The following is a 22,908-nucleotide window of genomic DNA, read 5'->3' on the forward strand; positions in this document are numbered from 1 at the left end:
CCTCGAAGCGGTGGCGCGGTCAGCGCAGGGTGGCGAGCGGGGCGGCGGAGGTGTCGTGCACGCGAAGGAGCAGCAGGCCGACGGCGACGGTGCCGTCCAGCGCGCCGAGGTTGACGGTGTCGTCGATGGCCCGGTCGGGGAACCAGGTGCCGTGCACGCGGTGCCGGGTGATCAGTTCGCGGGCCATCAGGGCGGCGGCTTCCCGGCCGTCGTAGAACGGGCCGGGCAGCAGCGCCTCGGCGCCTTCCGGCAGGGTGTGGATCAGGCCGGCCTCGGCGGCGGTGAGCGCCTCGGTGGCGGCGGACAGCAGGGCCCGGCCGGAGCGCGCGGCCAGTTCGGGGCCGGTGACGGGCGGGGCGAGCGCGGCCAGGTCGGCGCCGTCCACGGCGTCCGCGCCGAGCGAGACGGCGGCGTCCAGGCAGGCCAGGCGGCCGGCCCGGGTGCCGGTGGCGAAGCGGTGCTCGCGCAGCCGGGCCCGGACGGTCTCGGGGTCGGCGAGCAGCGCGGGGGCCTCGGCGACGGTGCGGGCGAGTGCGGCGGCGATCGAGTCGGTGCCGCCGGGGACCAGCTCCCGGAAGTCGAACGCCGCTGCCTCGTCGTCGAGTTGGCCGGTCGCCCGGGTGGCCAGCGCGCGGATCGCCCGGTCGGTGTCGGGGTGGCCGCTGCCTGCGGCGCGGCGCAGCCGGAGCAGGTTGAGCAGCAGGCCGGCGGTACCGAGCGAGGCGTCGGCGGGCGCGGCCGTCCGCGGGCGGCCGGGCCGGTCGGAGACGGACTCGGCGACGCCGAGCGCGCCGGGGACCAGGGCCTGCGCGGCGGCCAGGAACTCGCCTTCGCCGAGCAGCAGTCCGCCGCGGGCCAGGCCGTGGATGATCGCGCCGGGTCCGGCGAAGCCGCCGGGGACGGGCGCGCCGGACGCCAGCCGGGGGTCGGAGGCGAAGACGAAGGCCCGCGGCTCCTCGATGTCGATCACCGCGGCGGCCTCGGACAGCAGGCCGTGCGCGGCCCGGTGGAAGCGCGGTTCGCCGGTGGCGGACCAGAGTTCGGCGAACAGCAGGGCGATGCCGAGGGTGCCGGACACCAGGTCGGGGCCGAGTGCCTCGATCTGCCGCAGGCCGGTTCCCGGGTACCAGCTCTGGCCGAGCCAGCCGGTGGACCGCCGGTCGGCGAGGATCCGGTCGCCGAGCGCGGTGGCCTGCGCCAGCAGTTCGCCCGGGGTGGGCGGTTCGGCGGCGAGGGCCTGTCCGGCCGATCTTGCCGGATCGGCGTGCGGCGTCGGGCGGGCGGGCTTGACGGGGGTCTGTTCGGTGCCGGCCCGGGCGGCGTCCACGCAGCCGGACAGGATGGCGACGTGTGCGTCCAGGTCGAAGCCGTCGAGTTCGGCGATCCGCTGCTGGAGGCGCTTCCAGCCGGTGGACCGGAAGTGTCCGGGGATCTCCCGGCCGTCGGCGGTGAACACCGAGGAGGAGGTGGTCAGCGAGCGGAAGAACGGGATGTCGAAGGAACGGAAGGAGTCGAGTTCGGCGAGCACCACCTCCAGCAGGTCGCCGCGGGCGGCCTTCCCGGCCCGGGCGGCGACGGCCCCGCGCAGCGCGCCGGCGATCACGGTCTCCCGGGTCGCGCCGTCGTCCAGCGCGAGCGGGCTGGTGGAGGCCCGGAGGATCTTGTACCCGTCCCAGGTGTGCCGCCAGATGTAGCGCACCCAGACCCCCCGGAATCCGCTCAACGGCCCCTCGGGGTCGGCGAGTTCGTCGCGCAGGCGGTGCAGGACGGCGTGCATCTCGCGGTAGCCGTCGACCACCTCGTCGGTGTACTGCCACGGGTCGGCGGGCCGCCCGTCGTGCACCGGGCGGTACGGGGGCAGCGGCAGGACGGGCACGCCGGGGGCGCTCTCCTGGCTGCCGACCCGGGACAGGCAGCCGATGTCGACGGCGTCGGTGTGGCCGGGGGGCGTCCAGGACAGGAAGGCCATCGAGGTGCGCACCACGGTGGTCTCCAACTCGTCCAGCAGGCTGTGCTGGGCGGCCGACAGCGCCGGCGGGTCCTGCACCCGCGGGTACAGCAGGCACTCCAGGTCGACCAGGACCGGGTGCTCGCCGTCGGCGAGCAGGTTGTCCGCCCACAGGTCGCGGCCCTCCATCAGCTGGACCAGGCGGATCGTCATGCCGAGCCGGCGGTAGAACCGGGCGAAGCCCTCCCGGTCGGCGCACGGGCTGGCCGGGACCAGCTGCTCCCAGCCGTAGTCGCCGGAGCAGTCGGTGCTCAGCGAGGCTCCGTGGCCGTCGTCGCCGCGGTCCGAGCGGAGCACCACGGTGCGCAGCGGAAGGTCCAGCGACAGTTCGGAGTTGAGGCGCTCGACCAGGCCGAGGAAGGCGGTGGCGTGCCGCATGTCCTTGGGCTTGTAGACCACGCCGGCGCCGTGCTCGAAGTGCAGCAGCGCCACCGAGCGGCCCTGGGCGTGCCGGTCGCCGGCGTCGCCGCGGACGGCGGTCACGGCGCCCGGGTCGGTGCCGTGCCACATCCTCTCGACGAGTTCCTCGCGGTCGGCGGCGAGCCGGGCGAACAGCTCGGTGTACATCTCCTGCCACTGCCGGCAGACCGTGCCCACCAGGTGGGCGAGGGCGGGCAGCCGTTCCAGGCGGGCCAGCCAGCCGGTGGCGGAGGCGTCGAGGCCGCCCTCGGTGTCCCAGTCGGTGGCGCGCGGGCGGCCGGTGGCGAGCTGCAACTCGTGGCAGAACGTCAGGTGGCAGGCTTCGGTGAGCCGCCGGGTCAGGGTCTTCGCCAGGTCGGCGCGGGCCGCGCCGGTGACCGGGACGCCGAGGATGCCGCCGGGGCCGGTGGGCAGCAGGGCGTCGGCGGCGGCGGCGAAACCGGCGGTCAACGCGCCCGGGGCGGTGGCGGGTTGGGCAGGCTGGGCGCGGAGGAAGGCGCCCAGCGCGTGCGCCCAGGAGGGCAGCTTCTCCGGGTCGGCGAGGCGGACCCGGCGCAGGCCCTCGCCGAGCGGGCGGCCGGTCTCGGCGAGGTGTTCCAGCAGCACGCCGGCGGAGCGCCGGTCGCCGGCCGCGCGGCTCAGCCAGGTCTCGACGGCGGCGGCGCGGCTGCGGCGGTCCTCGGCCGGGTCGGGGGTGAACAGCGCCTGCCCGTCGTCGCGGGCGGCGGCGCGTTCGTCGAAACTCGCGGCGGCGGCGATCACCTCCCTCAACCGGGCGTCGGCGCCGGGGAGTTCGGGCAGCAGGGCGGCAACGGGGGTGTCGGGGCCCGGACTTCCGGCGGTGCGGAGCCAGGTCTGCAGTTCGAGCGACATCTCACATCTCCTGGAAACGGGCGAGGCGGGTGAACAGCGGGTCGGTGCCGAGCAGTTCGCGGTAGGTGCCCTCGGCGGACACCCGGCCCCCGTCCAGCACGTAGATCCGGTCGGCGGTGCGGATGGTGCTCAGTCGGTGGGCGATCACCAGGCGGGTGCGGTCGAGTCCGGCGACGGCGTCGGCGACCCGCCGCTGGGTGGTGTTGTCGAGGGCCGAGGTGGCCTCGTCGAGCAGCAGCACGGCGGGGTCGCGGACCAGGGCGCGGGCCAGCAGCAGGCGCTGCACCTGGCCGCCGGAGAAGCCCTGCGCGTCCTCGCCGACGCGGGTGCCCAGGCCCATCGGCAGGGCCCGCAACTCCTCGGCGATGCCCGCCAGTTCGGCGGCCTGCCAGATCCGGTCCCGGTCGATGTCGGGGTCGGCGCCGGCCAGGTTGTCCAGCAGCGAGCCGCGCAGCATCCGGCCGTGCTGGAGCACCGAGCCGAGCTGCTGGCGCACCAACCGGGCGTCCAGCGTGGCGAGTTCGCGGCCGTCGTAGCGGACCGCCCCGGACTCGGGCTGCTCGAAGCCGAGCAGCAGCCGGATCAGGGTGGACTTGCCCGCCCCGGACGGGCCGACCACGGCGACGAACTCGCCCGGCTCGGCCCGCAGCGACACCCCGTCGAGGGCCGGCGCGGCATGGCCCGGGTAGCGGAACGTGACGTCGTCCAGGGCGAGTTGCCCCTTCAGGCGGCCCGGGTCGGCGAGCCGGCCGGACCGGTCGGCGGCCGCGCCGGCCGGCTCGGCGAGGATCGGCCGCAGCCGCTCCAGCACCGGGGCGATGCCGTACGCGCTGGTCGCCGCGTGGGTGACCTGGCCGAGCGCCAGCGCGACCTGGCCGATCGCCACACCCGACGCCATCAGGTGCCCGGCCGTGGCGCCCGGGCCGAACGTCGCTCCCGCCAGCAGCACGGCCAGCAGCAGCGGTTGCAGGGCGGTGGTCAGCGCGCCGGCCACCGCGTCGGAGCGCATCGCGGCGGCGTCGGCGCGCTTCTGCCCGGCGAACGGGGCCGCCCAGCGGGCGAACGCCTGGATCTCCCGGCCCGCGGTCTGGATCTTGTCGATGCCCAACAGCAGCCCGTACAGCACCCCTTGGAGCTGCCCGTGGGCCGCGAACACCTGCGCCTCGTGCTCCTGGCGGTGACGGCCGAGCAGCAGCAGCCCGGCCGTCACCGCCAGTACGGCGAGCAGCAGCAGCCCGCCGAGCCGCCAGTCCACCAGCAGCAGCACCGTCAGGCCGGTGACGGCGAACACCGCGCCCAGCACGGCGCCCACCAGCCCCTCCGAGAGCACCTGCCGGGCCTGCGCCACCGCGTTCGCCCGGTGCACCAGATCACCCGTGGTGAAGTCGCGGAAGAACCGCGCGTCCTGGGCCAGCAGCCGGTCCCAGACGGCGGGTTCGAGCGCGTTCTGCACCCGGCTGGTGAGCCGGACGGCCGCGGTGTTGCGGACCAGCGTGAGCAGCCAGGACGCCACCACCGCGGAGCCCAGCAGCACGGCCAGCCAGCGCACCGGGTGCCGATCGGCCAGCAGCAGGCCGGGCAGCAGCACTCCGGTGGACAGCGGGACGAGCAGGCCGAGCAGCGCCGACACCAGCCCCGCCACGCCCAACGCCGCCACGTCCCGGCGGGCACCGGGCACGGCGAGCACGAAGCGCAGCAGGACTGCCGGGGTCGGGCGCCCCGGTGGCAGCGGCGGGTACAGCAGCAGCGCCTGGCGGCTCAACTCCGGACGCTTCCCGGGGCGTTCGGAGGCCGGGTCGAGACGGCGGTGCCGTCCGGCCCGGGGAATCAGGGCGATCGGCCGGCCGTCCTCGGCGGCGAACGCCACCATCGGACCGGCCGTGCCGCGTTCGTCCCCGCCGTCCAGCGTGACGGGACGCCAGCGCACCCCGGCCCGGCGCAGCAGCGCGGTGACCGGATCGGCGGCGTCCCGCACGGCGGCGGGGATCTCCTCGGGAACGTCCACCCCCAGCGCCCGCAGCACGTCCCGCGCCTGGTCCGCGCGGTGGCGCGGCGCGAACGGCGAACTCTCGCCGCGGCGCGGGACGGTGTGCGGACGGGTGGTGGCGGCGGTTCCCAGTGCGGCCAACGCGTCCGCGAGTGCGGTCCGGTTGGCGGCCGCGGTGGCGTCGGCCCGGGTCGCCGGGTCGCGCTCGGTGTCCGCCGCGGCGGTCTGTGTCCCGCCCCGGGGGGCGGCGGTGGCGGTGCTCATGCCTGCTCCTCCGTTCGGGCGGGGCGGTTCTCGGTGATGTCGGTGGTCTCGGCGATCTCGGCGATCTCGGCGGTGTCGGTGGTGTCGGTGGGCTCGGCGATCTCGGCGGTGTCGGCGGTGTCGGCGGTGTCGTTCGCTTCGGCCTCGCGCAGCAACTCCCGGTACGGGCCGTCCTGTTCGGCGAGTTCTGCGGGCGGCCCCTGCTGGACGATGCGGCCCCCGGCGAGCACCACGACGCGGTCGGCGGCCTGGATGGTGCTGATCCGGTGGGCCAGCAGCAGGCAGCTGACGCCGCGCCGGCGCAGGTGCTCGTTGACGGCTGCCTCGGTGTGCGCGTCGAGCGCGCTGGTCGCCTCGTCGAGCACCAGCAGGGCCGGGTCGAGGGCCAACGCGCGGGCCAGTTCCAGGCGTTGGCGTTCGCCGCCGGACCAGTTGCGGGCGTCCTCGTCGATCGGGGCGTCCAGTCCGCCGCGACGGCGGACCAGGTCGGCGGCCTCGGCGTCGGCGAGGGCCCGGTGCAGGGCGTCCTCGTCGGCGGCCGGGTCCCAGAGCGTCAGGTTCTCCCGGACGGTGCCTTCGAAGAGCCTCAACTGCTGTTCCACGTAGGCGATCTGGCCGGTGACGACGCCCCGGTGCCAGTCGTCGCGGGGGCGCCCGTCGAGCAGCACCGCGCCCTTCCAGGGGCGCAGTACGCCCGCCGCCAGCCGGGCCAGCGTGGACTTGCCACTTCCGGAGGCGCCGACCACGGCGACCCACTCGCCGGGGGTGATCCGCAGCGAGATGCCGGAGAGTGCGGGCGGCCGGTTCGGGTCGTAGCCGAACTCCAGGTCGCACAGCTCGAGTTCGCCGCGCAGCCGGACGGGTTCGGCGGGGCTGTCGAGCACCGGCGCGAGGTACGGGTCGACCTCGCTGGTCGAGATGTCCTCCAGCAGTGCGTTCTGCGCCCTGGCGATGGTGAACTCGGCTCCGGTGCCGACCAGTTGGGAGACCGGCAGGAGGAAGCCGTTGAGCAGCAGCAGGAACGCCAGCAGGGTGCCGAAGGAGAGCGAGCCGGCCAGCAGCAGCACCGTGCCGGCGACGAGTGTGACGGCGGCGGCGGCCGAGTTGAGCGCGCCGGGCAGTGAGAGCGGCACCAGGACGGCGTCGGAGACCCGCTGGCCGGTGTGCGCGGCGCGGGCCTGCCAGCCCGCCCAGGAGCGGAACAGCGCGTCCTCGGCACCCTCCGCCTTGACCGTCTCGATCGCCGACACCCCGGCGAACGCCACCCCGTCGCGCTTGTGGTTCTCGCCGTGCAGCTGGTGGATCAGGCCGCCGCGCCGCCGGTCGGCGGAGCGCAGCGCGAGGGTGTCCAGCACCGCGACGGCGACCGGGATCGCGGCGAGTCTCGGGGCCAGCCAGATCAGTGCCGTCAGGTGCACGGCGGCGGAGGCCAGCGAGGACGCGGCGCCGGCGAGCCGGTAGGACAGCAGGTTCGCCAGGCCGTCGTTGAGCTGCACCCGGGTGACCAGTCCGCCGAGCTGCCGCCGGTGGAAGAACGCGCCGGGCAGCCGCAGCATCCGCCACAGGAAGGCGGCGGACGAGCTGGCGGCCATCGCCTCCAGCACCCGGTTGACCATCGCCGAGCGCAGCCAGTTCCCGGCCAGCACCAGCCCCGCGACGGACAGGCCGGCCGCGGTCAGCGGCACCGCCCAGCCGTCCGCGCCGCCGTTGACCACGGCGGCCAGGTAGGTGCGCAGCAGGAACGCGCCGCCCACGCCCGGCACCGTCGTCACCATGCCGACCAGCACCGCGACCAGCAGCGGCCAGGCGTACGGCCGCATGCGGGCGGCGAGGGCGCGCAGCAGCGGGAAGCGGCGCCCGCCGGGTTCGAAGTCCGGGCCGGGTTCGAAGCCGACGGCGATGCCCGCGAAGGTGGCCCAGAACTCCGCCGGGGTGGCCGAGTAGGAGCCCAGCGACGGGTCGTTGACGTGCACCCGGCCGCGCTTGATGCCCTCGAACACCGCGTAGTGCGGGCCGGTCATCAGCACCATCGACGGCACCGGCACCGCACCCAGCCCCGCCAGCCGGTCGTCCCCGCGCACCACCCGGCGCCCCCGGGTCGTCAGCCCGTACCGTCCGGCGGCGCGCGCCACCGATGCCGCGCTCACCCCGTCCCGGCTGACCCCGCAGGCGCGCGACGCCTCGTGCAGCGTCACCCGTCGCCCGAACGCGCCCAGCACCACTGCCAGGCATGCGGGGCCGCAGTCCTGTTCCTCCATCTGCGGGACCACGGGCGTGCGAATGTGCTTGCGCCGCTTGGCGGTTGACGTCCGACCGGGCTTCGGTGCGGGCGCGGGGCCGCTGGTGGTCTCGCGTTCCGCCGCCGCGGGCGGCTCCACGGTCCTGACCGCGGTGGGCTTCACCGGGTGGCCTCCTTCCCGAACACGGCCTGGTACGGGTGGCGGCTGCCGAGGTCGACCCGGGCGTCCACGGCCAGCGGGCCGGCCAGCGGGATGTCCTGGGGCAGGCGGGCGTACGCCACCCAGACGGGGGCGGAGCCGGTGGGCAGTCCGGGGACGGCGACGGGCAGGGTGCCGTCGAGGGTGTCGGCGCGGACGGGCAGCGGGTCGATCCGGTCGACGACCGCCCGCACCGCTCCCCCGCCGGGCACCGGCACCAGGACGGGCCGGCCGGGGGTGAGCTTCGCGGCGCCCTTCGGGTTGTCGAACACCAGCCGGACGGTGGCCGGCGCGTCGGCCGGATCCAGGGCCAGCACCGGTGCGCCGGTGGCGAGTTGGGCGCCGGGCGCGGCGAGCAGGGCGCTGACCGTGCCGGCGGCGGGGGCCGTCAGTTCGGTGGTGCCGTCCGGGCCGGCCAGCCGCGCCAGCGCCTGTCCGGCCGTCACCGGCTGGCCCGGGCGGACCAGGAACGCGGCCACGCTGCCGCCGTGCGGCGCGGAGACCCGCACCGGCGCGGTGCCGTGCGCAAGAACGGCGTGCACCGTCATGGCGTTCGGCAGGCTGCCCCACACCGCCCAGCCCGCGCCCGCGCCGACGGCCAGCGCCAGCGCGATGCCGGCCAGCCGGAGCCGCGCGCCGACCAGCCGCACCGGCTGGTCGAGTCCGGGTTCCAGCACGGCGGCGGCCCGCGCGGCGGCGACGGCGGCCTGCGAGCGCTCGGTGACTGCGGTGTCCTGGGGTTCCGTCACGGTGCTCATGCCGCCACCCCCAGCGCGGGCTCGCGCAGCGGGCATTCGACCGGCAGTTCGCGGATGCCGCCGAAGGCGAACTGTTCGTGGCGGCGGGCGGTGGCGTCGGTCAGCGGGGTGCTCAACTCCCGTGTCAGGTCGGCCTCGGCGAGTCCGCGCAGGACGGCCGCGCCGGCGATCAGGGAGAGCGGGGCGCCGAGGCAGTGGTGCGGTCCGTGGCCGAACGCGAGGTGCCGGCGCTCGGCGCGGTCGGGGTCGAAGCGGTCGGGGTCGGTGAAGCGCCGCGGGTCGCGGTTGGCGGCGGCGTACAGCAGCACGGCGACCCGGCCGGCCGGGATCACGCTGCCGCCGAGGGCGATCTCGCGGGTCAGCGCCCGGGCGCTGGCCCGGACGGGGCTGCCGAGGCGCTGCGCCTCGTCGAACACGGCGGCGGCGAAGGCGGGTTCGGTCCGGACGCGCTCCGCCAGGCCGGGGGTGCGGATCAACTCCCAGGCGGCGACGGCCAGTCCGGCGGTGAGCGTCTCCAGGCCGTTGGCCAGCAGCATCACCACGAATGCGAGCAGTTCCTCGGAGTCGAGCCGGCCCTGGTCGCGGGCGACGGTCAGCCGGGAGATCAGGTCGTCCCCGGGCCTGGCGGCCCGCTCGGCGCACAACTCCTCGACGTAGGCGCGGAATTCGGCGAACTCGGCGTCCAGCTCGGCGGCCCCCGGCCCGGCCCCGAACGGGTCGAGGAAGGAGCGGGTGATCAGCGCGGCCCAGCCGGTGATCCGGTCGTGCTCGGTGTCGGGGATGTCCAGGATGGCGCAGGAGACCGCCACCGGCAGCGGCACGGCGAGGTCGGCGACCAGGTCGAAGGAGCCGGCGTCGATCAGCGGGGCGAGCAGCCGGGCGGCGGTGGTCTCGATCCGTTCGCGGATCTGCTCCAGCCGGCGGTGGCTGAACGCGGCGGTGGCGAGGCGCTTGAGCCGGGTGTGGTCGGCGCCGTCGCGCATCGGCAGCATCCGGTCGATCACCTTGATCAGCGCGGTGTTGCCCGCCCGGGGCAGTCCGACGCTGGTCGGGTCGACGTTGGTGCCGGGGTTCATCAGGACGGCGAGGATCTCCTGGTGCCCGGAGACCACGTACGCCGGGCCGAGGTCCAGGACGGGCGCCTCGGCCAGCAGCCTGCGGTAGAGCGCGGGTGGGTCCTGCTGAGCGGCGGGCTCCTGGATGAACCGCATCAGCTCGTGCCGGAGGCTGTCCATGCCCGGCTCTCCTTCAATCCGACGGTGGGGCAACGGGGTTGGGCCGGGTGGGTGCCGGGGTGGGCCGCCGGGGCGGACCACCCCCGCACAGATCCCGAATTACTCGGACTCGAGCACCACCGAGCTGAAGCAGGACACCGGGCAGGCCATGCACATCAGCGAGGAGGCGGCGCCGCCGCTGACCGTGTCCAGCTCCTCGACCTCGATGTCGAACTGCTCGTCCTTCTCGATCTCGTTCTGCGCCATGGGAATCTCCCTCTGTTTCGCGGCGCCGGCCCGCTTCTCGGGTCGGCCGCCTCGGTTTTCTTTTGCCGCCTTTCGCTTTCCCGGTTTCGCTTTTCTCCGGTTCCGCTCTCGGCGATGTCTCAACTATGGCCGGGCCGCGAAAGCCTGTGCAGTAGGAGATGTCAGATTCCCTGGAGCGTAAATGTCACCGCCCTGGATGACATTTTGCACATACTCCGACCTGCGGCGATGCGCTACTTGCAGATACTCGAAGGCACCCGTCACGCTGCAGTCATGACACCTCTTTCCGAGAATTCACCGGCCGTGGAGGTAGTGGATCTGCGGCGCAGCTACGGCGAATACCAGGCGGTGCGCGGCATTTCCTTCACCATCGCCCGCGGCGAGCTGTTCGCCCTGCTCGGCACCAACGGCGCGGGCAAGACCACCACCCTGGAGGTGCTGGAGGGCTACCACCCGCCGACCTCCGGGACCGTCCGGGTGTTCGGCCTGGACCCGTTCACGGCGGGCGCCCGGGTGCGCCGGCGGACCGGCACGATGCTCCAGGAGGGCGGGTTCTTTAAGGAGTTGACGGTCAAGGAGACCGTCGACTGCTGGCGCACCTTCACCAGCCGGGCCCGGCCCACCGCCGAGGTACTGGCCCGGGTGGCGCTGGAGCCGAAGGCCGGCACCCGGGTCGGCCAGCTGTCCGGCGGCGAGCGCCGCCGGCTGGACCTGGCGCTGGCGGTGCTGAACGACCCCGAGCTGCTGTTCCTGGACGAGCCGACCACCGGCATGGACCCGGAGGCCCGCCGCACCACCTGGCAGCTGGTAGAGGAACTGCGGGCGGCCGGCACCACGGTGGTGCTGACCACCCACTACCTGGAGGAGGCCCAGCAGTTGGCCGACCGGGTGGCCATCATGGACGGCGGCGTGATCGCCGCCGCGGGCACCGTCGACGAGGTGCTGTCCGGCCGCGGCGACCTGATCACCCTGCCGCTGCCGCCCGGCCGCCCGCTCGCCGCGCTCCCCGAACTGCTCGGCTCCGCACCGTCGTTGACGGACGGACGGGCGGTGTACCGGGTGCCCCGCTCGGCGCCCGCGCTGGCCGCGCTGCACGCCTGGTCGGCCGCCCAGGGCATCGAGCTCGACGGCCTGGAGGTGCGCTCCAGCTCGCTGGAGGACGTCTTCCTCGCCTTGGCCGACCACCACCGCGCCGACCACCACCGCGCCGACCACCACCACCACGCCGCCCGCCACCACGCCGGCCAGCACCACGCCGCCCACCACCACGCCGTCGCCGAGGGAGCGTCCCGATGAGCTGGTTCGCGTACGCCAAGGGTCAGTTCGGCCTGTCCTGGAAGGTGTTCTGGCGCAACCGGCGCTCCACCTTCATCGGGTTCCTGCTGCCGGTGCTGCTCAACCTGCTGATCGCGGCGCCGCTGCGCGGCAAGTGGATCGGCGGGGTGAACGCCGCCGGGTACGTGGCGGTCGGGCTGCTCGGGCTGGCGCTGGTCACCTCGTTCGTCAACCTGCTGAGCAGCGTGGTGGCGCGCCGCGAGGAGCTGGTGCTCAAGCGGCTGCGCGGCACCGAGTGCCCGCCGAGTGCCGTCCTCGCCGGGCAGTTGGGCGCGGGCGCGGTGGTGGTGCTGATCCAGGCGCTGGTGCTGGGGGGCGTCGCGGTGGGCTGGTTCGGTGCGCCACTGCCGGCCGATCCGGCGCTGCTGCTGCTCACCCTGCTCGGCGGCTACCTGCTGTTCTCGGTGCTGGCGGTGGCGCTCTCCGGGCTGACCCCGACCACCGAGACGGCGCCGCTGGTGGCCACCCCCGTGCTGGTGCTGTGCATGTTCGGGGCGGGCGTGTTCACCCCGATCTCCGCGCTGCCCGACTGGCTGCACGGCCCGGCGGGCGCGCTGCCGCTGTCGCCGGTGGTCCGCGGGCTGCGCACCGCCTGGTTCGGCCGCGAGTTCGGCGCGGAGAGCTGGTCCGGCGGCCCGCTGCGCGAACTGGACCTGCTGCACGGCTGGACGTCCGCCGCCCCGTCGCTGCTGCTGCTGGCCGCCTGGCTGGCCGCGTCGTTCGCGCTCTCCCGCCGCCTGCTGCGCTGGGAGCCCCGCCGCGGCTGACCCCGCCCCTCCCCGACCCGACCAACCGGCCGACCCGACCGGCCCGACCGGCCCGCCCCGCCGCGAACTGCCCGCCGCCGTGCGGCAGTTCCGGACGCGGCGGGCCGTCGGCATACCCGCGCAACCGCGGGCCGGTGGCCGGACCACACCCGCCCCCGCCCCGCGCACAAGGGCCCACCCCGGGCCCTGCCCTGCGCCGGCCTGCCCCCGGTGTGCGCCCCCTACCGCGCGCCGCCGGGAAACGGTGGCCGGAGCACCTCCTCAGCCCCGGGCCCCTCGGCAGACAGTGGAGGCGCCGGGAGGCCGGGTCCCCCGCCCGACTCCCGGCGGACCTTCATCATCACGATGCCGAGGAGTGATGGGACGTGTATGCAACGCGGCGGGGATCCCCCCGCCACAGACCTTGGGCACTGTCGGCCGACCACATCATCGGCGGCGAGACGCTGCGGATCTGGGAGCGCCCCGGCGCCCCCGACGACGCCCCGCACGTGGTGCTGGCGCACGGTTTCGAGGAGAACTGGGACACCTGGCTGCGGCTCGCCGCACTGATCCCGCCGGGCCTGCGGCTCAGCGCGCTGGACCTGCCCTGGCGGGCCGGTTCCAGCTACGCGTGGACCGAGCACGGCAGTTCCGCGGTCTGGCTGGAGCGGGCGCTGGAGCTGCTGGAGGAGCCGGCCACCGCGCTGGTGGCGCACTCGTTCGGCGCCAGTTCGCTGCTGGAGCTGCTGGCCCGGGACGTCCCGGCGGTGAAGGCGCCGGCAGTGCTGGTCGCGCCGGTCTACCGGCCGCACGACCGCGCGGTGGACCCGGAGTACTTCACCGAGGCGGTGACCCGTTTCCGCCGGGTGCTGACCGAGGGCATGTCGGTGCAGCTGGGCCCGCGGGCGCAGCGGCTGGACGCGGAGCTGCTGGAGCTGATGCAGCGCAGGATCCGGGACCGGGTCGAACCGCACGGCTTCCTGCAGTTCTACGCGATGCTCGCCCGCATCCCCGGCCTCACGCTGGACCGGATCACCGTGCCGGTGCAGTTGATCAGCGGCACCAAGGACATGTCGGCGCCCCCCGCAGCGGTCCGTGAACTCCGCTCCCGGATCAGTGATCTGACGGTCCATCAGAGCAATCGGCTGAGCCACTTCTGCCAGGTCGAGCAGGCCGAGGAGGTCGCCGCCGAGGTGCTGACCTTCCTGGGCTGTCTCGGCATCGGCTTCGAGGGCGACCGGCTCACCGACCCCACCACCGAACGGATCCGCATCGAGGAGGCGATCAGCGCATGACACTCGCGACCGAGCAGAAGTACGACGTGGTGATCAGCGGCGCCAGCGTCGCCGGCTGTGCGGCGGCGGTGCTGCTGGCCCGGCAGGGCGCCCGGGTGGCGCTGCTGGAACGGCGTTCCGACATGTCGGCGTACAAGGTGCTCTGCACCCACTACCTGCAGCCCAACGCCTTCCCGGTGCTGGAGCGGCTGGGCCTGATCGAGACCCTGAAGTCGGCCGGTGCGATACGCAACGAGGCGCGCTGGTGGACCCGTTGGGGCTGGATCCACCCGAGCCCGGGCCCGGACGGCAAGGAGCTGCCGTACGCGTACAACATGCGCCGGCAGACCCTGGACCCGCTGATCCGCAGGGCGGCGGCGGACACCCCGGGCGTGGACCTGCTGCTGGGCCACACCCTGGTCGGCGTGCTGGACGAGGGCGGCCGGACCGCGGGCGTCCGGGTCAGCGACGGCAAGCGGGAGTTCGAGCTGCGGGCCCGGCTGGTGGTCGGCGCGGACGGCAAGGACTCGGCGACCGCGCGGCTGGCCGGGATCCCGGTGAAGACCGTGGAGAACCAGCGGTTCAGCTACTTCGCGCACTTCGAGAACCTGGAGCTGGCCGGCGGCATCACCCAGTGCTGGTTCCTGGAGCCGGACGTGGCGTACGCGATGCCGAACGACGACGGCGTGACGGTCGTCGCGGTGATCCCGGACCGGAAGAAGCTGCCGGAGTTCAAGAAGGACCTGGAGGGCGCCTATCTGGACTTCGTCCGGAACCTGCCGGACGCCCCCGACGTGGACCGGGCCACCCGCATCTCGAAGATCATCGGCACCGTCAACTACCCGCTGCTCAGCCGCCGTCCGGCCTCGCCGGGCCTGGCGCTGATCGGTGACGCGGCGATGGCGAGCGACCCGCTGTGGGGCGTCGGCTGCGGCTGGGCGCTGGAGTCGGCGTCCTGGCTGGCCGACGCGGTCGGTCCGGTGCTGGCCGCCGGCGGCGACGTGGACCGGGCCGTCGCGGCGTACGGCAAGCGGCACCGCAAGCAGCTCGGCGGTCACCGGCACCTGATCTCGGACTACGCGAGCGGCCGGGCGTTCAACCCGTTCGAGCGGCTGATGTTCGCGGGCGCGGCCCGGGACGCGGTGACCGCCCGGCACATGCACCTGTTCGCGTCCCGGCTGATCGGCCCGCTGAAGTTCCTGTCCGTCCCGGCGATGTTCCGCGCCCTGCTGGTCAACCTGCGGCACCTGGGCGAGAAGCCCCCCGCCCCGGCGAGCCGCCGGCCGGACCCGGCCCGGCTCACCCCGACGGCCTGACGGCCCCGCCCCACCCCGAACCCACCGCCACGAACCCGGAAGAGGACACCGTCATGAGCACGCCCACCACCACCCTGACCGACGCCCAGGCCGAGCTGATCCGCGAGATCGTCCTCGACGTCCTGGAGCTGGAGCCCGAGGAACTGACCCTCTCCAGCCACTTCGTGGACGACCACGGCGCCGACTCGCTGCTCGCCATCGAGATCCTCGCCCGGATCGAGCGCGACCTCGGCGTGGCCATCCCGCAGGACGACCTGGTCGAGCTGACCAGCCTGGAGAACGTCTACGTGATCGTCGCCCGTCACCAGGTCGGCGGCGGCGATGCCTGAGCAGACCACCCGCACGCAGCCCATCCGCAAGCAGCCCACCCGCACGCAGCCCACCCGCAACCGCCCCGACCACCAACGGGTCGTGGTCACCGGGCTCGGCGCGGTCAGCAGCGCCGGCCTGGGCGTCACCGCCTTCACCGAGTCGGTCCGGGCCGGACGCCGCACCACCTCGGAGATCCGCAGCTTCGACACCACCGGCTTCCCGCACGTCCACGCCGGTGAGGTGCACGACTTCGACCCGAAGCAGTGGCTGCGCCGGATCGACCCCGAAGTCTGGGGCCGCAGCGGCCAGTTCGCCGCCTCGGCGGCCCGGATGGCGGTCGAGGACGCCGGATTGACCGCCGAGCAGCTCGCCGCCGCGCGGGCCGGCTCGGTGATCGGCACCACCAGCGGCGAGTCCGCGGTGATCGAGCAGCTGGTCGGCGAGTGGGTGTCCGGCGAGCTGAAGTCGCTCACCCCGGGCACCGTCGCCGCCGCCCCGGCCCAGCGGATCGCCGCCGCCGTCAACACCGAACTCGGCCTGACCGGCGAGGCGTTGACCCTGGCGACGGCCTGCTCGGCCAGCAACTACGCGCTCGGCTACGCCTTCGACCAGGTCTCCTCGGGCGAGGCCGACTACATGATCGCGGGCGGCGCCGACTCGGTGAACCGCTGGGCGCACGCCGGTTTCTACCGGCTCGGCGCGCTCGCCGAGGAGGTGTCCCGGCCGTTCGACGCGGACCGGGCCGGCATCCTCACCGCCGAGGGCGGCGTCGCGCTGCTGCTGGAGCGCTACGACCACGCGGTGGCCCGCGGCGCCCGGATCTACGCCGAGATGCTCGGCTACAGCGTCAACTGCGACGCCGAGCACATGGTGCACCCGGACCCGACCAGCATCGCCGCCTGCATCCGGGCCGCGCAGCGCAGCGCGGGCGTCTCCCCCGAGGAGGTCGACTACGTCTGCGCCCACGGCACCGGCACCCGCACCAACGACTCCACCGAGGTGGCCGCCGTCCGCGAGGTGTTCGGCGACCGGCTGCCGCCGATCAGCTCCCTGAAGTCGATGATCGGCCACACCATGGGCGCGGCCAGCGGCTTCGGCGCGCTGATCTGCTGCATGGCGGTGCACGAGGGCTTCCTGCCGCCGACCGCGAACCTGCGGCAGGTGGACCCGGCCCTCGGCCCCGGCGTCGACCCCGTCCCGAACACCGCCCGGCCGGCCTCGCCGCGGATCGTCCAGAACCACGGCTTCGCCTTCGGCGGCAACAACGCCATCACCGTCTTCGGGAGGGTCGCATGACCACGGCAACAGCTGTCGCCGTCGAACCGCTGGCGATCACCGCGGCCGGCGTGGTCACCCCCGCCGGGCTCGGCCTGGACGCGCTCGGCGCGGCCCTGGCGGGCGCCCCGGTGGCGGGCGGCGACCCGGCGGACGTGACCGCCGAGACGCTGCCGCCGCGGCCGGTCCGGGTGGCGCCGGCACTGCCGGTCGCCGAACTGCTCGGCAAGAAGGGCAACCGCCAGCTCGACCGCACCACCAAGCTGGCGCTGATCGCCACCCGGCTGGCCCTGGACGTCGCCGCGGCGGGCACCCCGGAGTCCGGCCCGGTCACCACCGCCCGCAGCGGCGTGGTGCTCGGCACCAGCACCGGTTCGATCCGCAGCTCCAGCGAGTACTCGCGGGAGACGCTCGAACTGGAGAAGCCCTACCTGGTGAACCCGGGCCTGTTCCCGAACACGGTGATGAACTGCGCCGCCGGGCAGGTCGCCATCCGGCACGGCCTGCACGGGGTGAACGCCACCCTGGCCGGCGGGCACCTGTCGGGCCTGCAGGCCGTCAAGTACGCCCGCAACGCGCTGCGCCAGGGCCACGCGGACCGGCTGCTGGTCGGCGGCGTCGAGGAGTTCTGCGCGCAGAGCGCCTGGGGCTGGCACCGCTCCGGGGCCCTCGCCCCGGGGGCCGCGGTCGGCGAGGCGGCGGCCCTGCTGCTGCTCGAACCGGCGGACGCCGCACGGGAGTCCGGCCGCCGGACGCTGGCCGAGGCACTGGCCTGCGAGGTCGGCTTCGGCGGGACGGACGTGGCCTCCGGCGGCCTGTCGGCGGCCCTCGCCCGGGTGGTCGGGGCGGCCCTGGAGCGCAGCGGCGTCGCCCCGGCCGAGGTCGGCGCGCTCTCGCTGGGCGCGAGCGGCCAGAGCGGCCTGGAGCGGATCGAGGAACGGGCCGTGGCCCGCGTCCTCGGCGCCCTGCCGGAGCGGGTGCTGCGGGCCAAGCGGGTGCTGGGCGAGAGCTTCAGCGCCGGCGGCGCGGTGCAGATCGCCGCGGTGCTCGCGGTCTGGGAGCGCGAGCAGGCCCCGGCGGGCAGCGTCGCGCTGGTCACCTCGCTGTCCCCCGACGGCCAGGTCGGCTGCCTGGTGCTGCGGCGCTGACCGTACGGCCCGGGGCCGCCGCCGCACCCCGGCAGGCGACGGCGGCCCCGGGGTGCCGCCGATGACTTCTTCTCCCCAACTCACCGGAACAGGAGGCGAGACCCATGTCCGTCGGACAGCCCACCGTGACCGCCGACCTCGGTACGGCCGAGCTCGTGCGCGACTGCCTGGCCGGCGCGCAGCCGGCCTGGCGGGCGCTGGTCGAGCGGTACTCCGCGCTGGTCTGGAAGATCGCCCGTTCGCACCGCCTGTCCTCGGCGGACTGCGAGGAGGTCTACCAGCTCACCTGGCTGAGGGTGTACCAGCACCTGGCGAACCTGCGCGAACCCCACCGGTTCCCCGACTGGCTGACCACCTGCGCCCGCCGCGAGAGCCTCAAGCAGGTCTCCCGGACCGGCCGCTACCTGCCGATCGGCGACAGCACCGAATTCGAACGCGGCGCCGCCGCCGCGGACCAGTCCGAAGCGCCGGACCACGCGCTGCTCCTCGACGAACGCCGCACCGAGGTGCTGACCGCGCTGCGCCGGCTCCCGGCCCGCGACCAGGCCCTGCTGACCCTGCTGAGCGCCGACCCGGCGCCGGGGTACGACGAGATCAGCCGGGTGCTGGGCGTGGCCCGGGGCTCGGTCGGCCCGCTGCGCGGCCGGGCGCTGCGCCGCCTCGCCGAGGAGCTGGAGGCCGCCCGCAGGGCGGAACGCCGCTGAGCCGTCAGTCCGCCTCGGCCGGGGCGACCGGCGGGGGCCAGGAGGCCACCAGGTCGACCAGGGCGGCCGGGGGTTCGTCCGCCAGCGCCTCGCGCACCAGGATCGCCAGGATCTCGTCGTCCACGGGAAAACCGCCTCCTCTGCCAGAACGGGCCGGTCACGGCGCGGATCTCCTCCGCACCGTAACCGGCCCTGGTCGTTGTGCACAGTGGTCACGCCCGGGCCCGCAGCAGTGGCAGTACCCGGCTGCGGACCCGGGGGGCCGCTCCCGGGAACGCCACCGCCGCCACGAAGCCGGTCGGAACGTTCAGGTCGAGCAGGTGCCAGCCGTCCTCGCCCTCGGAGCGGGCGCCGGGCCGGCCGGGCCGGGCGCCGAGCCCGACCCGGACGCCGTCGACGCCGTGCGCGATGCCCACGCCGATGCCCTTCAGGTACGCCTCCTTGCGCACCCAGCAGCGCAGGAACGCCGCGGCCCGTTCGTGGGCGGGCAGGGCGGCGAGGTCGTGCTGTTCGAGCGGGTGGAGGTAGCCGGCCAGCCGTTCCTCGGTGCCGGGCCGGACGGGCGCGGTCTCCAGGTCCACGCCGACCGGTCGGCGGGCGAAGGCGTACAGCACGCCGTCCGCCGAGTGCGACATCGAGAAGTGCAGGGTGCCGTCATCCGCGTAGGGCTTGCCGTGCGCGCCGCCGCAGCGGCCGCAGGCGGCGCGGTGCAGGGCCACCGCGTCGGGTTCGCGGTCCAGGTAGCGGGCCAGCAGGACGCGCAGTCCGGCGTGCGCGGAGACGAACCGGTGCCGGCGTTCGGCCTGTTTGAGCCGGGCGGCGCGGGCCAGTTGCTGCCGGTCGAGCAGGTCGAGCGCCCAGGCCTCGGTGCGGCGCCCGGCGTCCCCGTCCGGCCGGGACGGGACGGCCATCCACCAGACGTCGACGCCGTCCCACTGCTGCGGCTGGGGGCGGGGGTCGGGTCTCACAGCGCGACGCCGCCGTCCACCTGGAACACCTGGCCGGTGATGTACCCGGCGCGTTCGGAGACCAGGAAGGCGGTGAGTTCGGCGACCTCCTGGGCGCTGCCGAAACGCTTCATCGGGACGATGGACAGCGCCTGCGCGCGGGCCCGGTCGGAGAGCGCGTCGGTCATGTCGGTCTCGATGAAGCCGGGCGCCACCACGTTGACCCGGATCCCGTAGCGGGCCATCTCCTTGGCGAAGGTGCGGCTCAGGCCGTGCACGCCGGCCTTGGAGGCGGCGTAGTTGGCCTGGGTGGCGTGGCCGTAGACGCCGGCCACCGAGGAGATGTTGACGACCGTGCCGGTGCGGCGCTTGAGCATGTGGAAGCCCACCGCGCGGCAGAAGTTGAAGGTGCCGGTCAGGTTGGTGTCGATCACCGCGTGCCAGTCGGCCAGCGGCATCATCACCAGGGCGTTGTCCTTGACGATGCCGGCCGAGTTGATCAGGGCGTGGACCGGCCCGAGTTCCTCCTCGGCGCGTTTCACGAAGGTGTCGACGGCCTGGTAGTCGGCGACGTCGAGGGCGGCCGGCAGGCACTGCACGCCCTGCGCGCGGATCAGTTCGGCGGTCTCCTCGGCCTCGGCGGACTCCCGGCGCCCGCAGAACGCGATGTGGTAGCCCTCCGCGGCCAGTTGGAGTGCGACGGCCCGGCCTATGCCGCGGCTGCCACCGGTGACGATCGCGGTCCGGGGTGCCGACTCGGTCATGGGTCTTCTCTCCTTGTTCGCTGTGGTCCCGACACCTGTACAGAGCCTCCGGACCGGCCCCTGGATACCTGTCCCAACAGGCTTGCCGGGCCGCTCTGTTCGACAGAGACGAATCGAGGGAGGGACCGATGGAGCGACTGTGGGAACGCTGGGTCGACCTGTGGAACGGCGACTTCGCCGCCGCCGCCGACCTGGTGGGCGAGCGGCTGGAGGCCCGGCTGCCGCGGGTCGGGATGCCCGAGGAGGGCACGCTGACCGACGGCGCGGCGCTGGCGGCGTGGATCGTGGACTTCCGCTCGGCCTTCCGGGACGCCCGGTTCAGCACCGAGCTGGGCCCGTTCGCCGTCTCCGGCCCGGACGGCCGCCGCTACCTGGTGGCCCGCTGGCGCTGCGAGGGCGTCTGGGACGGCGGCACGGCGCTGGGCGCGCGGGCCGCGCCCGGCACGCGGGTGGCGTACAGCGGCACGGACGTGCTGCGGATCGGGCCGGACGGCCGGTTCGACGGATACTGGCTGTCCGACGACCAGTTGGGCGTGTTCAGCCGGCTGGAGGCCCCGGTGCCGGCCTGGACCTGACCGCACAGCGCAGGGCCCCACGGAAGACTCCGTGGGGCCCTGCGCGTCGCCGGTGCCCGGTTCAGGGCCAGAGCTCCAGCGCACGGCGGCGCACCGGCTCGGTGAAGTTGTCCTTGAACGCGGTGGAGCGCGGCCGCTTCTCCGGCTCCCAGGGCAGCAGGCAGTCGTAGGCGGTCTTCGGTCCGCTGCCGGACAGGATCTCCTCCTGGCTGTAGAAGATGTGCAGCGGTGTCACCCGCTCGTCCTCCAGGCGCAGTTCGCCGCGGCCGGGGTGGCAGCGGGTGGCGAAGCCCCAGAGCAGGTCGCGCAGGTCGGTCGGGTCGATGTCGTCGTCGAGCACCAGGACCCGGCTGAGCCAGAACCCGACCTTGGCCCTGAGGCCGACCCGGGCGAGGGCGCGGGTCAGCATCCGGGTGGTGGTGAAGGCGCCGGCGGAGCGTTCGCGCCAGTCCCGCGGGACGGTGATGGCGAGCAGGTTGACGGCGGATTCGGGGACCATCCAGGCGGCGGTGACGGGCAGCCCGGCCTCCCGCAGGTTGGTCAGGGCGACGGCGGAGTAGGTCAGTCCGACGCCGGTGTGGTCCTCCTCGACGGGCTTGCCGGCCGAGACCACCGGCAGGACCGGGTCGTCCCGGTGGGTGATGGCGCTGATCCGGAAGACGTTGCGCTGCCGGGGCTGCCCGGAGACGTAGCCGAGGAATTCGCCCATCGGCCCCTCCGGCACGGTCTCGTCGAGGGACACGTGGCCCTCGATGACGATCTCCGCACTGGCCGGGACCTCCAGGTCGACGGTCTTGCAGCGGACCGTCTCCAGCGCCTCGCCGAAGAAGGCGCCGAGGTAGCCGGCCTCGTCCACGCCGGACGGCAGGCCCATGCCGCAGACGAACGGGACGGCCGGCTCGCAGCCCTGGACCAGCGCGTACGGCATCGGTTCGCCGCGCTCCTGCCAGAGCTTGAAGATCTTGCCGAGGTCCTGCGGCGGGTTGATCATGCCGGCCATGGTGCGGCCGTCGACCTTCATGATCCGGGCGATCGACCAGTTGGTCCAGGTGCCGTCGGGGGTGCGCACCACGATCGCGCCCCAGGTGTTGACGTAGCGTCCGCCGTCGCCGTCGTGGATCAGCGGCACCGGGAAGGCGTCCAGGGTGGCGTCCTCGCCGAGCAGCACGTTCTGCTGGCAGGGCGCGTCCTCGACGATCACCGGGGCGATCGGGGTGAGCTGCTGGGCGCCGGCCAACTCCTCGACGATCTCGAGCGGGTGGCTGTCGACGGGCAGGCCGAGGGAGAGCGCGGCGCGGGCCCAGCGGGCGCCGGGCAGGGAGCTGAGCGCGCCGGGGTTGCCGAGCACCCGGAAGCCGGGGGCGTGTCCGGTGACGGCGGTGAACAGCGGTGCCGGGTCGTTGCGTTCGACGGCGCGCCGGATGACGGCACCGATCTCCAGCTCGGTGTCGACGGGTTCGGCGACCTCGCGGAGGTCGCCGAGTTCGGCGAGCGCGTCCAGGTACTCGCGCAGGCTCTTCAGGTGTTTCCGGGTCACCGGGTCACGCTCGCTTCCCACTCCGCCGGGCAGGCGGTCTCGATGGTCCGGTGCCGGGCGTTCCGGGGGAACTCGCCCCAGCGCGGGAATCCGGACGTGTCCAGGCCGAACAGGTCCAGCACCCGTCCGACGGTCTGGTCGACCACGTCGTCCAGGCTGTCGGGGCGGGTGTAGAAGGCGGGCACGGGAGGCGCGATGATGCCGCCGTTCTCGGTGACGGTGGCCATGTTGCGCAGGTGGGTGAGGGTCAGCGGGGTCTCCCGGACCATCAGCACCAGCCGGCGGCGCTCCTTGAGCGTGACGTCGGCGGCCCGGGCCAGCAGGGTGTCGCAGGAGCCGGTGGCGATCTGCGCGAGCGACTTCACCGAGCAGGGCGCGACCACCATTCCGGCGGTGCGGAAGGAGCCGCTGGAGACGGCCGCGCCGACGTCCTCGGGGCCGTAGTGGACGTCCGCGAGGGCCTGCACCTCCTTGACGGTCAGCTCGGTCTCGTAGGAGAGGGTGAGTCTGGCCGCCCGGGACATCACCAGGTGGCTCTCCACGCCGAGGACCCGCAGCGCCTGCAGCATCCGGATGCCGTAGACCACTCCGGTGGCGCCGCTGATCCCGACCACGACGCGTTCCGGGGCGGGGGTCCGACTCATGACTTCTCCTCAGCTGAAGGCAGTGGAACAGGACGTGCGCCGCCCCCGCCCGGTCCGAGGGGGGAGGACCGGGCGGGGCGACGCGCGGGCGGCCGGTGGGAC

At 74.6% G+C, this 22,908-nt stretch carries 19 protein-coding genes; 9 read left to right on the forward strand and 10 right to left on the reverse strand.

Annotation, left to right across the window (positions count from 1 at the left end):
• Positions 1–19: 19 nt before the first annotated feature.
• The 6 genes from lanM to ACGFWJ_RS22680 all read right to left on the reverse strand — a co-directional run bounded on the left by lanM (position 20) and on the right by ACGFWJ_RS22680 (position 10,229).
• Positions 20–3,301 (reverse strand): type 2 lanthipeptide synthetase LanM, encoded by a 3,282-nt coding sequence (gene lanM, locus ACGFWJ_RS22655; RefSeq protein WP_392952334.1) that lies wholly within the window; start codon positions 3,299–3,301, stop codon positions 20–22.
• 1 nt (position 3,302) lies between these two features.
• Entirely contained in the window at positions 3,303–5,552 is a 2,250-nt protein-coding gene (locus tag ACGFWJ_RS22660; protein ID WP_392952337.1) for an ATP-binding cassette domain-containing protein, read from the reverse strand.
• A complete protein-coding gene (locus tag ACGFWJ_RS22665) occupies positions 5,549–7,954 on the reverse strand; it encodes an ATP-binding cassette domain-containing protein (protein WP_392952339.1) in 2,406 nt (801 codons plus the stop codon). The genes ACGFWJ_RS22660 and ACGFWJ_RS22665 overlap by 4 nt, the downstream gene beginning before the upstream one ends.
• On the reverse strand, positions 7,951–8,748 hold the full coding sequence (locus ACGFWJ_RS22670) for a biotin/lipoyl-containing protein (protein ID WP_392952340.1): 798 nt from the start codon (positions 8,746–8,748) through the stop codon (positions 7,951–7,953). The genes ACGFWJ_RS22665 and ACGFWJ_RS22670 overlap by 4 nt, the downstream gene beginning before the upstream one ends.
• Positions 8,745–9,983, reverse strand: coding sequence for a cytochrome P450 (locus ACGFWJ_RS22675; RefSeq protein WP_392952342.1), 1,239 nt, complete (start codon positions 9,981–9,983; stop codon positions 8,745–8,747). Before ACGFWJ_RS22675 ends, ACGFWJ_RS22670 begins: the two co-directional genes overlap by 4 nt.
• A 99-nt stretch (positions 9,984–10,082) precedes the next feature.
• Positions 10,083–10,229 (reverse strand): hypothetical protein, encoded by a 147-nt coding sequence (locus ACGFWJ_RS22680; RefSeq protein WP_387638279.1) that lies wholly within the window; start codon positions 10,227–10,229, stop codon positions 10,083–10,085.
• A 273-nt stretch (positions 10,230–10,502) separates the two neighbouring features.
• On the opposite strand from ACGFWJ_RS22680, the gene ACGFWJ_RS22685 reads away from it, so the two are divergent.
• From ACGFWJ_RS22685 to ACGFWJ_RS22720, 8 genes are all read left to right on the forward strand, one after another.
• Positions 10,503–11,525: an ABC transporter ATP-binding protein gene (locus ACGFWJ_RS22685; RefSeq protein ID WP_392952345.1), complete on the forward strand. Its 1,023-nt coding sequence runs from the start codon at positions 10,503–10,505 to the stop codon at positions 11,523–11,525.
• On the forward strand, positions 11,522–12,331 hold the full coding sequence (locus tag ACGFWJ_RS22690) for an ABC transporter permease (protein WP_387638284.1): 810 nt from the start codon (positions 11,522–11,524) through the stop codon (positions 12,329–12,331). The genes ACGFWJ_RS22685 and ACGFWJ_RS22690 overlap by 4 nt, the downstream gene beginning before the upstream one ends.
• A gap of 365 nt (positions 12,332–12,696) precedes the next feature.
• A complete protein-coding gene (locus ACGFWJ_RS22695) occupies positions 12,697–13,605 on the forward strand; it encodes an alpha/beta fold hydrolase (RefSeq protein ID WP_392952349.1) in 909 nt (302 codons plus the stop codon).
• Complete coding sequence (locus ACGFWJ_RS22700; protein WP_392952351.1) at positions 13,602–14,900, forward strand: FAD-dependent oxidoreductase; 1,299 nt, start codon at positions 13,602–13,604, stop codon at positions 14,898–14,900. Before ACGFWJ_RS22695 ends, ACGFWJ_RS22700 begins: the two co-directional genes overlap by 4 nt.
• 53 nt (positions 14,901–14,953) lie before the next feature.
• Positions 14,954–15,229, forward strand: a complete 276-nt coding sequence (locus tag ACGFWJ_RS22705) for an acyl carrier protein (RefSeq protein WP_387638291.1) — start codon at positions 14,954–14,956, stop codon at positions 15,227–15,229.
• A complete protein-coding gene (locus ACGFWJ_RS22710) occupies positions 15,222–16,508 on the forward strand; it encodes a beta-ketoacyl-[acyl-carrier-protein] synthase family protein (RefSeq protein WP_392952354.1) in 1,287 nt (428 codons plus the stop codon). Before ACGFWJ_RS22705 ends, ACGFWJ_RS22710 begins: the two co-directional genes overlap by 8 nt.
• Positions 16,505–17,635 carry a beta-ketoacyl synthase N-terminal-like domain-containing protein gene (locus ACGFWJ_RS22715; RefSeq protein WP_392952357.1) on the forward strand — a complete coding sequence of 377 codons (1,131 nt, stop codon included), beginning with the start codon at positions 16,505–16,507 and terminating at the stop codon, positions 17,633–17,635. The genes ACGFWJ_RS22710 and ACGFWJ_RS22715 overlap by 4 nt, the downstream gene beginning before the upstream one ends.
• 104 nt (positions 17,636–17,739) lie before the next feature.
• Positions 17,740–18,339: an RNA polymerase sigma factor gene (locus tag ACGFWJ_RS22720; protein ID WP_392952359.1), complete on the forward strand. Its 600-nt coding sequence runs from the start codon at positions 17,740–17,742 to the stop codon at positions 18,337–18,339.
• Between the two features lie 212 nt (positions 18,340–18,551).
• Here the strand turns inward: ACGFWJ_RS22720 and ACGFWJ_RS22725 are convergent, their stop codons facing one another.
• Positions 18,552–19,307, reverse strand: coding sequence for a 4'-phosphopantetheinyl transferase family protein (locus ACGFWJ_RS22725; RefSeq protein WP_392952361.1), 756 nt, complete (start codon positions 19,305–19,307; stop codon positions 18,552–18,554).
• Positions 19,304–20,050 carry a 3-oxoacyl-[acyl-carrier-protein] reductase gene (gene fabG / locus ACGFWJ_RS22730; RefSeq protein ID WP_392952364.1) on the reverse strand — a complete coding sequence of 249 codons (747 nt, stop codon included), beginning with the start codon at positions 20,048–20,050 and terminating at the stop codon, positions 19,304–19,306. The genes ACGFWJ_RS22725 and fabG overlap by 4 nt, the downstream gene beginning before the upstream one ends.
• Before the next feature lie 128 nt (positions 20,051–20,178).
• Between fabG and ACGFWJ_RS22735 the strand changes: the two genes are divergently transcribed.
• Positions 20,179–20,625, forward strand: a complete 447-nt coding sequence (locus ACGFWJ_RS22735; protein WP_392952367.1) for a nuclear transport factor 2 family protein — start codon at positions 20,179–20,181, stop codon at positions 20,623–20,625.
• A gap of 61 nt (positions 20,626–20,686) precedes the next feature.
• Here ACGFWJ_RS22735 and ACGFWJ_RS22740 read toward each other — a convergent pair whose 3' ends face one another.
• Together ACGFWJ_RS22740 and ACGFWJ_RS22745 are read right to left on the reverse strand one after the other, a co-directional pair.
• Positions 20,687–22,162: a UbiD family decarboxylase gene (locus ACGFWJ_RS22740; protein ID WP_392952369.1), complete on the reverse strand. Its 1,476-nt coding sequence runs from the start codon at positions 22,160–22,162 to the stop codon at positions 20,687–20,689.
• A complete protein-coding gene (locus ACGFWJ_RS22745; protein ID WP_392952372.1) occupies positions 22,159–22,806 on the reverse strand; it encodes a UbiX family flavin prenyltransferase in 648 nt (215 codons plus the stop codon). Before ACGFWJ_RS22745 ends, ACGFWJ_RS22740 begins: the two co-directional genes overlap by 4 nt.
• Positions 22,807–22,908: the final 102 nt, after the last annotated feature.

It is taken from the genome of Kitasatospora sp. NPDC048407, assembly GCF_043200475.1.
Lineage (GTDB): Bacteria > Actinomycetota > Actinomycetes > Streptomycetales > Streptomycetaceae > Kitasatospora.